The sequence below is a fragment of the Pedobacter roseus genome (assembly GCF_014395225.1).
Classification (GTDB): domain Bacteria; phylum Bacteroidota; class Bacteroidia; order Sphingobacteriales; family Sphingobacteriaceae; genus Pedobacter; species Pedobacter roseus.
Genome location: NZ_CP060723.1, coordinates 5,727,014 through 5,740,504 on the forward strand (window position 1 = coordinate 5,727,014; position 13,491 = coordinate 5,740,504).

Below are 13,491 nucleotides of genomic sequence, written 5' to 3' on the forward strand. Positions count from 1 at the left end.
TAGAATAGAAGAATGGAGGATGGGTTTTGAATCTCAGATTTGGGCGTTCGGAATTATAAAACGAGACTGATCTAGTTTGATGTAACCACTAAAAGCTGTTCCCTGTACTGCATGGGGGTAGTTTGTTTATATTTTTTGAAAGCGGTGTAAAAAGTAGATTTGGAGTTAAAACCAACCTCATATCCAATCGCTTCGAGCTTGATGCCCATATCGTTAATGATCAGTTCGCAAGCTTCGTTTATCCTGAATTCGTTGATGTAAGCAGCAAAACTTTTCCCTAAATTGTCGTTCAGCAATTGTGAAAGTTGGTGCCCCGAGATATTGATTTTTTTGGCCAGATCATTTAATTTAAGATCCGGATTCTTGTATAGTTCCTCTTCAAAAAGAATCTTTTGCAGCCTATCCGTTAGTATCATGGCCTGTTCTTCAGTGATCTTTTTGTTGGCATAACGAACCAGATCCTGATTTTCTGAAAAAAGATTGCTGGTTTTTCTCCGGCTAATAAACAGGAAGATATTTAGATAGAGAACGGCCGAGAAAAATAAAGCACCACTAATACAGTGGCCATTAAAAAATGAGAAGATCGGTAACTTAAATGCTGCCGGAACGATTATATTGCCAATAAATACAGATAATAACAGCTTCTCTGTTGTAGAAATGTTGTCTCCTTTGCTGAGAAATTTAACAAAAACAGCTCTAAGCAGCCAGGCAGATAATATAACATAAACCGTAAATTGTATAGAAATTATATTCCCAATATAATTATCCCATACACCAGGTTTACTATCGTAAGGCGTAATGATGCTGGCAATAACAATTGTCAAAATCCAGAAAAGATAAGTCCCTTTCTGTATCATGGTATTCTTTGAGCCTTGTCCTAAAGCTGATTTAATAAAATAAAAAAGAGATGGACCTACCAGTGAACTTCCCAAAATACCAATCTGGATATAGATACCCGGTAAAGCCGGATAAAAATAGAAAAGTAATGACTTACTGATTTTTAAACAGACCGATAAAAGTAAAAGCCCCAAAAAATAAGAAGGGGTAGATTTCGGTTTTTTGAATAAAAGCAAATATGCACTAATGATAAAGCCATTAAATGCACCTAAGGCACTAAAGAAAAATAATATTTGTTGCCCTAAGTTCATTTAACAAAAATAATAATCTTACATTAACACAATGCCTATTATTGCCAATACTTTAGTTTTAAGTTGATAATAATTTTTTATTGTTGTTTAGCAAATCATAAAAGCATCGCGAAATAAAATAAATTACTATGCAGCCATAGTAATTTCGATCAGAAATGCTACATTTGATTTACTAACCTTTTATACATAAATGTTATGCATTTTGAATTAAATGAAGAACAATTGATGATCCGGCAGGCTGCCCGCGATTTTGCGCAGCAAGAATTAAAGCCTGGCGTAATTGAAAGAGACGAACATCAGAAATTTCCGGCCGAACAAGTGAAAAAACTTGGAGAACTTGGTTTTCTGGGGATGATGGTTGACCCAAAATATAACGGTAGCGGTCTCGATGCCATTTCGTACGTACTGGTAATGGAAGAGCTATCTAAAATCGATGCCTCTGCATCTGTAGTGGTATCGGTAAATAATTCCCTCGTTTGTTATGGTCTTGAAAAATACGGAAGCGAAGCCCAGAAAGAAAAATACCTAAAGCCACTGGCTGCAGGTGAAAAAATTGGTGCTTTCTGTCTGTCAGAGCCCGAAGCCGGATCTGATGCCACTTCTCAACACACTACTGCCGAAGATAAAGGAGATTATTATTTGCTTAACGGTACCAAAAACTGGATCACCAATGGCGGTACCGCATCAACTTACCTGGTTATTGCTCAAACCCACCCCGAACTAAAACATAAAGGGATTAATGCTTTTATTATAGAAAAAGGGATGGAAGGTTTTACTGTTGGACCGAAAGAAAATAAACTGGGTATCCGTGGATCTGATACACATTCTTTAATGTTTAACGATGTAAAAGTGCCCAAAGAGAACAGGATAGGGGAAGACGGCTTTGGTTTTAAATTTGCCATGAAAACGTTAGAAGGCGGACGAATTGGTATTGCTGCACAGGCTTTGGGTATTGCACAGGGTGCTTTTGAGCTGGCCACACAATATGCCAAGGAGCGTAAATCGTTCGGGAAACCAATATCAGAACATCAGGCCATTGCTTTTAAACTGGCCGATATGGCTACGCAGATAGAAGCCGCCAGGTTATTGGTGTATAAAGCCGCCTGGTTAAAAGATCAGGGTTTGCCTTATACGCAGGCCGGCTCTATGGCAAAACTTTATGCTTCAAAAGTAGCCATGGATGTAACCATCGAAGCGGTACAGGTACACGGGGGTTATGGTTTTGTAAAAGAATACCACGTAGAGCGTTTAATGCGTGATGCCAAAATTACCCAGATTTACGAAGGAACTTCTGAGATCCAGAAAATGGTGATTTCGAGAGAAGTTATTCGTTAGTTTCCAGTTATCAATTTTCAGTTGGCAGTTCGAATTGAAAACCGCCAACTGAAAACTGAACTAATCTTTTTCTCCTGCCACTGCGCCAAATATCGCTTTAATCAAGGCGACCACAATGGCTAAAAACGCAGCTGCAATAAAGCCTGATGTGTTGAAAGAGGTCATCATGCTATCAACCAATAAAATCATTAAAACGGTAATGATAAATGATACCAGTCCTAAGGTTAAGAAATTAACCGGAAAGGTTAATAGCCTTAAAATAAAACCGATGGTTGCATTTGCCAGTGCAATCAGCACAGCTGCAATAATGGCATTGCCGTAACCATCAATGGTTACACCCGGAACCAGTTTTGCCCCAATAAAGAACGCAAGTCCTGTTAAAAGGATTTCGATAATAAATCTCATAATTGTTTATTTTTGTAAATGTTTAAACGCTTTTTTAAAAGGTCGCTTGTTGTTTTGGTTTTAATGTCGGCGTTTTCTTGTTCGAATAGAAACAACAAACCGGTCATTAAGTTTTCAGGAGATAGCACTTCAATAATAATTAAAAATATTGATGAGGCAAGTCTCCTACAGGTTAAAAATGCCTACCAGGCTAATGCAGATACACTTAGTCTGGTTTCTGTGTTAATTAAGCCTGGCGAATTAGATAGCATTCAGGATGAAACGGAGGTGGCCGGAAAAGTTAAAATCCTTGGCGATTCGCTTATTTTTAATCCCGATCAACCTTTTGTTAAGGGCAAAGATTATTTGGTAGAAAGTTATATCGGTGTAAAATTCGCCACCATTGGTAACCTGATTAACAGTAGTGCAAAGCACAACTTACAGCCACAAAAACAAACACTTAAACGGTAATAATCAGCATAATAATTACAGCAAGTGTTTGATTTTTTCTAAAAATTTACTACATTTGCATCGTAATCGAAGAAAAGAGAAGGGGACAGTGTCCCCTTTTTCTATGAAATCAGGTTAAAATATGCAGGTAGAAAAGAGAGTTGCAGCCCTCGTTGAGGAAAAAATAGCAGACCGTCCAGAGCTGTTTCTGGTAGAAGTGAAAATGTTGCCAAACAATAAATTAATTATTCATGTTGATGGCGACGAAGGTATTAGCATACAGGATTGTGTGGCCATAAGCAGGCATGTTGGTTTTCATCTCGAAGAAGAAAATACAATAGAGCAGGCTTATAATTTAGAAGTTTCTTCGCCAGGTGTTGGTGAGCCTTTAAAGCTGATCCGTCAATACAATAAAAATATTGGCCGTACGGTAAGTATTAAGCTGAAAGAAGGCTTAAAAAAAGAAGGAAAACTGCTATCGGTTACAGAAAATAACCTACAGATTGAAGAGTCGGTTAAAGAAAAAGGGAAAAAAGCGGTAGCAATTCAAACAGATGTACCGTTTAATGATATATTAGAAACAAGTGTGTTAATTTCATTTAAGTAAAAATGAGTACTACAACAATTAATTTGATCGACTCTTTTCAGGAGTTTAAAGATTTCAAAAATATAGATCGCCCAACGGTGATCAGTGTGCTGGAAGAAGTTTTTCGTAGCATGTTGCGTAAAAAATACGGAACAGACGAGAACTGTGACGTTATCGTAAATCCGGATAACGGTGATTTGGAGATCTGGAGAACGAGAAAAGTAATGGAAGATGGATTTTCTGAAGATGATGATTTAGAGATTGAGCTTGCTGAAGTTTCTAAATTAGACAGCACTTTAGAAGTTGGTGATGATTATATCGAGCAGATTACCTTAGAGAGTTTTGGTCGCAGGGCAATTTTAGCAGCACGCCAAACCCTGGTTTCTAAAGTATTAGAATTAGAGAAAGACGAAATTTTCAAAAAATATAAAGACAGGGTAGGCGAAATCGTAACAGGTGAAGTTTATCAGGTTTGGAAAAAAGAAACTTTGGTTTTAGATGATGAAGGTAACGAACTTTTAATGCCTAAAACTGAGCAGATTCCGGCAGATTATTTCAAAAAAGGTGATTCTGTAAGAGCAGTAATCTCTAAAGTGGAAATGATCAACGCGAATCCGAAAATTATCATTTCGAGAACAGCGCCAGAGTTTTTACAACGTTTGTTCGAACAGGAAGTTCCCGAAATTTTCGACGGTTTAATTACTGTTAAGAAAATTGTACGCGAACCTGGAGAGCGTGCTAAAGTGGCTGTAGAATCGTACGATGACCGTATCGATCCGGTTGGAGCGTGTGTGGGTATGAAAGGATCACGTATCCATGGTATCGTTCGCGAATTGAAAAACGAAAACATTGACGTGATTAACTTCACAAATAATATTTCATTATACATTACCCGTGCGTTGAGCCCGGCAAAAATCACTTCCATTAAATTGGATGATGAAACCAAACATGCATCGGTTTACTTAAAACCAGATCAGGTTTCATTGGCCATCGGACGTGGTGGACACAACATTAAACTGGCTGGTAAATTAACCGGTTACGAAATTGATGTATACCGCGAAGCTGGAGAAGAAAGCGACGAGGATGTTGATTTAGAAGAATTCTCAGATGAGATTGATAGCTGGATCATTGATGAATTAAAGGCTATCGGTTGCGATACTGCTAAGAGTGTATTAGCACTTACAGTAGAAGATTTAGTAAAACGCACCGACCTTGAAGAGGAAACCATTAAAGAAGTGGTTCAAATTTTGAAGTCAGAATTTGAATAAGTGGTGTAATTGCCAAATAAACACTACTTTTGTATTAAATAAAAAACAATAACAGGAGCTAAATGTCAGACGACAAACCAATCATTTTAATTAAAGCTATTAAAGAACTTAATATAGGCATGGGTACGGCCGTTGAGTTTTTAAACAAAAAGGGGTTCTCTGCCGAGAAAAGCCCAATGTTTAAACTTACGGGAGACATGTATAATGCCTTGTTAAAAGAGTATCAGGGAGATAAGATCGTAAGAGAAGAAGCCAAACAAATAGTGATTGGTAAAATACGTCGTGACGAGCCTGAGACTGAAAAGCCAGTAGAAGCGCCGAAGAAGAACACCGATTTTGAGAAAAATGAAGAGATTTTAATAAAAAATGCTCAATCATTTACTCCACCGGTAGAAAAACCAAAGGTAGTTGAAACGCCTAAGGTTGAAACACCAGCGCCGGCACCTACACCAGCTCCTGCGGCAGCAGTTGAGCCAGTAAAAGAAACTAAGGCAGAAGAAAAAGCAGAGGAAACCGGATTACCGGGCGTTAAAATTGTTGGTAAGATTGATTTAAATGATCTTAACTCAAAAACACGTCCTGTTAAGAAAGAAGAAACACCTGCTGCCCCTGCACCAGTTGCTAAAGCTCCAGAACCAGTAAAACTGGTTGAACAACCTAAAGCGGAAGAAAAACCAGTAGAGGTTAAAAAGGAAGAAGCACCTGTTGCACCAACACCTGTGGTTAAGGCTCCAGAGCCGGTAAAACCAGTTGAACAACCAAAGGTGGAAGAAAAACCAGCTGAAGCTGCTAAACCTGTAAGCAATGAGCCTGAGGTAATTAAAGCACGTACCGTAAAATTAACTGGTCCGAACATTATTGGTAAAATTGTTTTACCAACAACTCCGGACAGAAGAAACGGTCCTGTAGCATCATCTAGCGACAGTGAAGCTGCGAAACGCAAACGTAAACGTAAAAAAACTCCGGGGGCACCAGGCCAGCCAGGTCAACATGGCGGTCAAGGTCAGCCAGGACAGAATAATCCTGCAGGTCAAGGTCAGGGCCAGGGTGGCGCACCAGGTCAGCCTCGTCAACCTTATCAAGGTAACAGACCGGGTGGTGGTACACCATACCAGGGTAACAGACCTGCCGGACAAGGCGGTACTCCTTACCAGGGAAATAGAAACAACAACAATAACAGACCAGGTTTCCAAAATAGAAATGCTACACCAAGCGGACCTAAAGAAGAACCTACTGAAAAAGAGATTCAAGATCAAATTAAGGCAACACTTGCCCGTTTAAGTGGCGCTGGTAAATCTGGTAAATTTGCTCAACGTGCTAAATTACGTCGTCAGAAACGTGATGATGTTGCTTACAATGCAGAAGAGGCCGCAAACGAGCTTGAATCGCAATCGAAAATATTAAAAGTAACAGAGTTTGTTACGGCTAATGAGTTGGCGAGCATGATGGATGTACCGGTTACCAAAATTATTGGTACCTGTATGAGCCTTGGAATGTTCGTTTCCATTAACCAGCGTTTAGATGCTGAAACCTTAACCATCGTTGCAGACGAGTTTGGTTACGAAATTCAATTTGTTAAACCTGATGAAGATGAGGAAAACGTAATTGAAGAGGAAGACAAAGAAGAAGATTTAATCGAAAGAGCTCCGGTTGTTACGATTATGGGTCACGTCGATCACGGTAAAACCTCATTGCTGGATTATATCCGTAAAGCAAATGTGGTTGCTGGTGAGGCAGGTGGTATTACCCAGCACATTGGTGCTTACATGGTAACTACACCAACCGGTAAAAAAGTAACTTTCTTAGATACACCTGGTCACGAAGCCTTTACTGCGATGCGTGCACGTGGTGCTAAGGCAGCCGATATTGCCATTATTGTTATTGCTGCGGATGATGCGGTGATGCCTCAAACAAAAGAGGCCATTAACCACGCACAGGCAGCAGGCGTACCATTGGTATTCGCTTTCACTAAAGTAGATAAACCAGGTGCAAATGCTGATAAAGTACGTGAGCAATTATCAGTAATGAACATTTTGGTAGAAGATTGGGGTGGTAAATATCAATCACAGGAAATCTCTAGCAAAAGCGGCTTAAACGTTGATCTTCTTTTAGATAAAGTATTATTAGAAGCTGAATTATTAGAACTGAAGGCAAATCCGAATAAGAGAGCTACAGGTACAGTAATTGAATCGGCATTAGATAAAGGACGTGGTATTGTAACTACGGTACTGGTTCAGGCTGGTACATTAAGGGTTGGAGATCCGATCCTGGCAGGTAGTTACAGCGGACGTGTTAAAGCATTAACCAACGAGCGTGGTGCTAAAGTGGAATCAGCAGGGCCATCACAACCGGTACAGGTTTTGGGTATGCAAGGTGCGCCTACAGCAGGTGATCGATTTAACGCTTTAGAAAGTGAAACCGAAGCACGTGATATTGCAAACAAACGTATGCAGTTACAACGCGAGCAGGGCTTACGTACACAGAAACATATTACCCTGGATGAGATCGGTCGTCGTTTGGCTATCGGTAACTTTAAAGAGCTTAACATTATCGTTAAAGGTGATGTGGATGGTTCGATCGAGGCATTGGCCGATTCATTGTTGAAACTATCAACCGAGCAGATCCAGATCAATATCATCAGTAAAGGTGTTGGTCAGATTTCAGAATCTGATGTATTGTTAGCTTCAGCTTCAGATGCGATTATTATTGGTTTCCAGGTTCGTCCATCAACAGGTGCACGTAAACTGGCCGAAGCAGAGCAGATCGATATCCGTTTATATTCTATCATTTACGACGCAATCAACGAGATTAAATCGGCGATGGAAGGTATGTTGGATCCGGAATTTGAAGAGAAAATTGTGGCTAACGTTGAGATTCGCGAAACGTTCAAAATCACTAAAGTGGGTACCATTGCAGGTTGTATGGTATTGGATGGTAAGATTACCCGTAACAGCAAGATCCGTATTGTTAGAGATGGTGTTGTAGTGTACACAGGTGAACTGGCATCATTAAAACGCTTTAAAGATGATGTGAAAGAGGTAAATAAAGGTTATGAGTGTGGTTTAAACATCCAGAACTTTAACAACATCGAAGTAGGCGATATCGTAGAAGCTTACGAACAGGTAGAAGTAGCCAGAAAGCTATAACCAGTTCTCTGTCAAAATAAGCAAGGGCATCAATAATATTGATGCCCTTTTTTTTGTGCTATAATAATTTGATTCTTTTTGAAATTTGATTGAATGATGATTTCGTGGATAGGAACTTGATATAGTTCGGCGATTTTATTCAGTTGCGATATGGTTGGCGTTTCTTTGCTAGATTTTTTTTAATTGAATTAGACTTAACAGACAGAGATAGTATCATAATCGCTCTTTTTCAAATAGTATTATTGTCTTACAAGATTATTACATTATCAGAATAAGCCTATTTGTTCAGTACTTCCTCCGCTTAAACAGTTCTATTATTTGTTACCGTACCGTGATTAATCGGATTACGTGTTCAAACGAATATTTTTCGTGTTTACCTTCCTATCAGCCACCTGGCTTTTTGCATTTTGTTAATCATCGCAACGATCAGGATTGAACCGGTGTAAACAATAAAGAATGTCATTAATTGAATACCTAAGAAGTAGTAGGCTGATTTATTTTCAAAGGCTATGTGAAGCGGCCTGAAAATTAAAGGCATTAATCTAAACACTAAAATTTGATGTACGAGATATATCCCAAAGGTGAAGATACTAGGGTTAAATCTTTTGATCTGGATTTTAGAGCCAAGTTTATATAAGAAAACAAAGCTCAGTAACGAGTAAATTATATTGGTTATCCTTAAAGTATTAAACGGGTCATCAGGTAACAGCTTAAGAAGGTAATAGCTCTCTAAACTTGCCAGTGAGAATGCGACAATTAGTAATGTAAAAATTAAAGACATCGAGGTTTTGCCAACAATTGATTTAAACTGATCATAGTATTTATTGATCTGTACACCTAACCATAAATAAAATATAAATCCAAACATGGCCGTAGTATGCGAAGTGGGGATAACATCAATATAAAGATTAACTGAATAAAAAAGTGACAATAATAATAGTGCAACGCCAAGTTTTATAGAATATAAATATTTCCTGAAAAGGAGCAATATGGTAATACAGATAAGGAAGTTGGGTATAAACCAAAAACTTGTAGTTAAAACAATATTTTCCAAGTTTAATAGCACATTCTGGATACTTATAGTAAGAAATGGATTATCGCCATATTTGATATTTTTTACGATAACATCCAGATAATTTGTAATGAAAAAAATTATTACCCAAAAAAGCCATGGTTTTAGTGTGTTTTGCACCCTTCTTTGAAGATACTCTTTCGTGCTATATTTCGTAAATTTATCGCCGATTAAAAAACCCGCAAGCAAGAAAAAAATTATAGTCCCAAACTTAAAAACCTGTAAGCTAAAAATCTGAACTATTTTTTCGTTTAGGGTATAAAATTTAGCGCCAAAAAAGAAAGAACTGTGCTCCATTACAATTCCAAACATAGATATGAAACGCAACGAGTCTATGAAGTCGTAATTTATTTTATGGGAATTTATATTAGAAGTACTCAAATTTAATTTTTATTAAAAACATGGTTAACGGCTTGATTGAAGTTTTCTTTTTCAGCTAAGATTTTCTGTTTGTAATCGCTGAATAAGTGAATTTTATCTTCAAATTTATTTAAAGTTAACGCAATTTGGTTGGCAACTGCTTCCGGACTATCAACAGCTTCATTGAATTTAAAACCTTTAGGTAAAGGCACGTCATCTTGATATGCGGCAGAGCCCTGGCTTCCGGTAATTACACAACAAGACATTAAAATTGCCTCACGTGGCATACGTTCCTGGCCAGGGTGATAGCCAAAATCAACATAAAGTTTGCTCTTGTTCATCCAGTGCGCTACTTCATCTGGCGACATGTTAATCAGTGCTTTCCACGATAAGTTGGGACAGAGCGCTTTCACGCGTTCTAAATATTCGCCATTCTTTTTCGGATTGTAGAGTACAAAATCCTCTTTTTTAACATGATTGGCTATCTTATCATAAAAGGAATCGCTCATATAATCAGAAATTTTCCCAATAATTTCCAATTTATTGGTTTTTAAAAAATCCATCGAAAAATGTGAATGTGCCAGGTTTAAAACTTTTTTTCTCTTTAATGCAGGAATAGAAGGGAGTGGCGAATATTTTTTAGGATTTAGATAAGACTTGATGTTGTAGAATTTTTTATGTCCTACATTTTCCTTCGCTTCGTTAAAAATAATTTGATAATTCGTAACGCTTAGCCACCAAACAATTTTTTTCATTGCATCATATTCTGACTTGAAAATTGGAACTAAATATGTTTCTGGTAAAATGATTAAATTATTCTTACTATTTACTATCTCATCAGTATAGGGCAAATTATATTTCAAATAGTTAGGGTGAACAGGGTTTTGGTCTGTTTTAAAGATATAGTGCATAAAAACATTGAAGCCTAAACTACTTAGTCTATGCCCAAGCTGATGAAGGGCTTCGGGCCCTCCTGTTGCAAAATTAGCCGGGCAAAAAATATAAAATACGGAGTCTGAATTTACTTGCATCAACGAGATATATAATATTTTGATTCTCAAAAATAATCAATTATATAGGTTTGAAAAGATTATTCTTTGATTGTTCAATATGCATTGGCTTTTTTAACAATTCAATGCTTGAGATTTAGCTGGTTAAAACTTAGGTATATTTTATTTCTGCAACGGGTATTGTTTTTTATTTTATTTTTGAAGGAGATGATATCAATAATTATAGCCTCCGTAAATAAAGATCAGCTTTCTGATATTAAGGAGAACATTGCCGCAACCATAGGAGTCGAACATGAAATTATCAGTTTTGATAATGCTGATGGAAAACGTGGATTATGCGAAATTTACAATGAAGGGGCAAAGCGGGCTAAATACAAGCTACTTTGCTACATGCATGAGGATATCAGTATTAAAACGAAAGACTGGGGTATTATTATAGCAGATATTTTTAATGAAGATCAGAAAATAGGATTGATTGGCATAGCCGGAAATAGTTATAAAACTAGAGTTCCATCTGGATGGTTTTGTAGCGCGGGTGAAAAAAAAATCAATTACGTTAATATCCTTCAACGCTATAAATTTAGTGAAGAGAAAACAAAACATATTTCTCAAAACGTAAAAAATGAAAAATATTCAAACGTAGTTGTTGTAGATGGAGTTTGGTTCTGTACCAAAAAAGAGATAGTTGAAGCTAATAATTTTGATGAGGAAACATTTAAAAAATTTCATTGTTATGATCTGGATTTTTCACTTCAGGTACATAAAACACATCATGTAGTTGTAACTTTCCAAGTATTATTAGAACATTTCTCAGAAGGAAATTATAGTAAAACCTGGATAGAGGAAACATTAAAATTACATGAAAAATGGGGTGCTGATTTACCGATAGATGTAGAAGGGTTATCGAAAAAAGAAAGTTTCTTTGCTGAAAAACATTCATTCAAATTCTTTCTAAAGCAGATGAAAACATCTGGTTATAAAAAGATAGAAATTTTTAAAATATTTTGGCGAAGTAAACTAAGAAAAAATAACTTTAGTCTATTTTTAATGCTAAATAAAGAAATTTGGCGCAGTTAAATCTGATAACCTGCTTCTTTAAAGTACGGTTGCCAAAAATGGATGTTTTTATCCCATGCATGGCAACCAAAAGGCATGTTTCCTTTAATTAAAGTCATTGCCCTTTCTGGAGCTGTTTCAATGGAAAAGTTCAATGCCTCTTTGTAATTAGGGGTCTTTATTCTCTTCTTCTTTCGATTCACTTCTATGGTCCAAAACATGTCTTCATGATAATCGCTGCTGTTCCGGCCAACGTAATTTTCTACGAGCTCTTTTTCTTGAATACAGACATTATAAAAAGACTTAACTTTTCTCAACGAAAAACCTCCATTGCCGACATAATTGTACAATTGTCGCTCGATATCAGGCCGACCTTGTTTATCAAGTAAATTATATCTTCTGTGCAGGTATGACCTAAGTTTCTCTTTAGTCTTTTTAAATAATGTGGGGAATTCTTTTTCTCTCAACCATGGAGCACCTATATAATCATAACCTAAGCCGCACCAATATTTTAATTCATTTTTAAATACGAAAGCATCCAATTGATAGATGAGTAGATAGCTATAATTCAAGAATTTCTCATAAAAGAGTTCCGAGAGCATTAAATCGTTGTAACTAAATACGCTCTTAAAATAAAAACTTGGGAAAGACACCTCACTATAAGAGAAACCAATTTGCATATTTGATATGTCTAAATCATCTGGTTTGAGTATTACAATATCATAATCAGACAATAACTTTCCACATTGGGCCAAAGCTATCTTTTCATAAAATGAAAGCTCGGACTTATAAATTGGTATTACAATTACACAAGAACTATCCATCTTAGTTTCTATTAAATTTTGGCAAAAATAAAAGTATAATATTCATAAAGGCTTTCAAAATCTTATAGGCTATCGGATGTTTTTTTATATACATAAATTGTTCTGCCTTTTTAAACTTTATCTCTTTTAAATATTCATAGTCCTTAACAAATTCAGGGAAATATTTATTTAAGGAAACATCTCTTTCTTTATTGATTTCTGGGTGGTTCTCTGAATTTGCAGATATTCCGGTTCCATCATAAGTTACAATTACACAATCTAAATGTTTATAAGTAGCCTCTCGTTTACAGATTGCATAAGTGAAGAATTCCCAGTCAGATACAATTTTTAAATTTTCATTATATAAAAAAATATCCTTAAATAGCTTTGCCTTAATAAAACTTGCTTGATGAGAGATATTTTGTTCATAAAAAAAAGCGAAATTTAAGGTCTTAGGAAAAGTGCGAATCTCTTTTTTTATTCCATCAGTTTGTAGTATATCTCCATAGTAAATATCGTATTGGCCATTTAATTCAGCATTCAATTTCTCTAGAATAGTATTGTCAATTAAGCAATCTCCACTATTTAAAAACATTAGATAATCACCTGTTGAAATCTTAATGCCCTTATTCATCGCATTATATATACCGCTATCGGGCTCGGATACAGAATAGGTGAAAAATGAAGAATATGTAATAAGGACATCTTTACTTCCATCCGAACTATTTCCATCAATAACAATAAACTCAAAATCTTGCCAGGTTTGACTTACCACGCTTTGAATTGTTTTTTGTAAGCCTGCTTTATTGTTGTAATTGATAGTTATAATTGATAATTTTTTACTCATGATAAAAATTTTGAAAAAAATGTACT

General features: G+C 36.4%; 12 protein-coding genes. 6 read left to right on the forward strand and 6 right to left on the reverse strand.

The window, feature by feature from the left end; genetic code table 11:
- Positions 1-71 precede the first annotated feature (71 nt).
- Positions 72-1,148, reverse strand: coding sequence for a helix-turn-helix domain-containing protein (locus H9L23_RS23710; RefSeq protein ID WP_187592621.1), 1,077 nt, complete (start codon positions 1,146-1,148; stop codon positions 72-74).
- 195 nt (positions 1,149-1,343) lie between these two features.
- Here H9L23_RS23710 and H9L23_RS23715 point away from each other — a divergent pair, with 195 nt between their 5' ends.
- Positions 1,344-2,483, forward strand: a complete 1,140-nt coding sequence (locus H9L23_RS23715) for an acyl-CoA dehydrogenase (protein ID WP_187592622.1) — start codon at positions 1,344-1,346, stop codon at positions 2,481-2,483.
- 60 nt (positions 2,484-2,543) lie between these two features.
- Here H9L23_RS23715 and H9L23_RS23720 read toward each other — a convergent pair whose 3' ends face one another.
- Positions 2,544-2,888 carry a phage holin family protein gene (locus H9L23_RS23720; RefSeq protein ID WP_187592623.1) on the reverse strand — a complete coding sequence of 115 codons (345 nt, stop codon included), beginning with the start codon at positions 2,886-2,888 and terminating at the stop codon, positions 2,544-2,546.
- Positions 2,889-2,906: 18 nt separating this feature from the next.
- Between H9L23_RS23720 and H9L23_RS23725 the strand changes: the two genes are divergently transcribed.
- From H9L23_RS23725 to infB, 4 genes are all read left to right on the forward strand, one after another.
- Positions 2,907-3,338: a hypothetical protein gene (locus tag H9L23_RS23725; protein ID WP_187592624.1), complete on the forward strand. Its 432-nt coding sequence runs from the start codon at positions 2,907-2,909 to the stop codon at positions 3,336-3,338.
- A gap of 121 nt (positions 3,339-3,459) precedes the next feature.
- Positions 3,460-3,924, forward strand: a complete 465-nt coding sequence (gene rimP / locus H9L23_RS23730; protein WP_187592625.1) for a ribosome assembly cofactor RimP — start codon at positions 3,460-3,462, stop codon at positions 3,922-3,924.
- Positions 3,925-3,926: 2 nt separating this feature from the next.
- A complete protein-coding gene (nusA, locus tag H9L23_RS23735; RefSeq protein ID WP_025143392.1) occupies positions 3,927-5,171 on the forward strand; it encodes a transcription termination factor NusA in 1,245 nt (414 codons plus the stop codon).
- Between the two features lie 62 nt (positions 5,172-5,233).
- Complete coding sequence (gene infB, locus H9L23_RS23740) at positions 5,234-8,317, forward strand: translation initiation factor IF-2 (RefSeq protein ID WP_187592626.1); 3,084 nt, start codon at positions 5,234-5,236, stop codon at positions 8,315-8,317.
- Between the two features lie 373 nt (positions 8,318-8,690).
- Here infB and H9L23_RS27150 read toward each other — a convergent pair whose 3' ends face one another.
- Positions 8,691-9,701 (reverse strand): acyltransferase family protein, encoded by a 1,011-nt coding sequence (locus tag H9L23_RS27150; protein ID WP_187592627.1) that lies wholly within the window; start codon positions 9,699-9,701, stop codon positions 8,691-8,693.
- Positions 9,702-9,772: 71 nt separating this feature from the next.
- Positions 9,773-10,504 carry a hypothetical protein gene (locus H9L23_RS23750; RefSeq protein ID WP_187592628.1) on the reverse strand — a complete coding sequence of 244 codons (732 nt, stop codon included), beginning with the start codon at positions 10,502-10,504 and terminating at the stop codon, positions 9,773-9,775.
- A gap of 462 nt (positions 10,505-10,966) precedes the next feature.
- Here H9L23_RS23750 and H9L23_RS23755 point away from each other — a divergent pair, with 462 nt between their 5' ends.
- Positions 10,967-11,836, forward strand: a complete 870-nt coding sequence (locus H9L23_RS23755) for a glycosyltransferase (protein WP_187592629.1) — start codon at positions 10,967-10,969, stop codon at positions 11,834-11,836.
- On the opposite strand, the gene H9L23_RS23760 is transcribed toward H9L23_RS23755, so the two are convergent.
- Positions 11,833-12,639, reverse strand: a complete 807-nt coding sequence (locus tag H9L23_RS23760) for a DUF5672 family protein (protein ID WP_187592630.1) — start codon at positions 12,637-12,639, stop codon at positions 11,833-11,835. The genes H9L23_RS23755 and H9L23_RS23760 overlap by 4 nt on opposite strands.
- A 1-nt stretch (position 12,640) precedes the next feature.
- Positions 12,641-13,465 carry a glycosyltransferase family 2 protein gene (locus H9L23_RS23765; protein ID WP_187592631.1) on the reverse strand — a complete coding sequence of 275 codons (825 nt, stop codon included), beginning with the start codon at positions 13,463-13,465 and terminating at the stop codon, positions 12,641-12,643.
- Positions 13,466-13,491 lie beyond the last annotated feature (26 nt).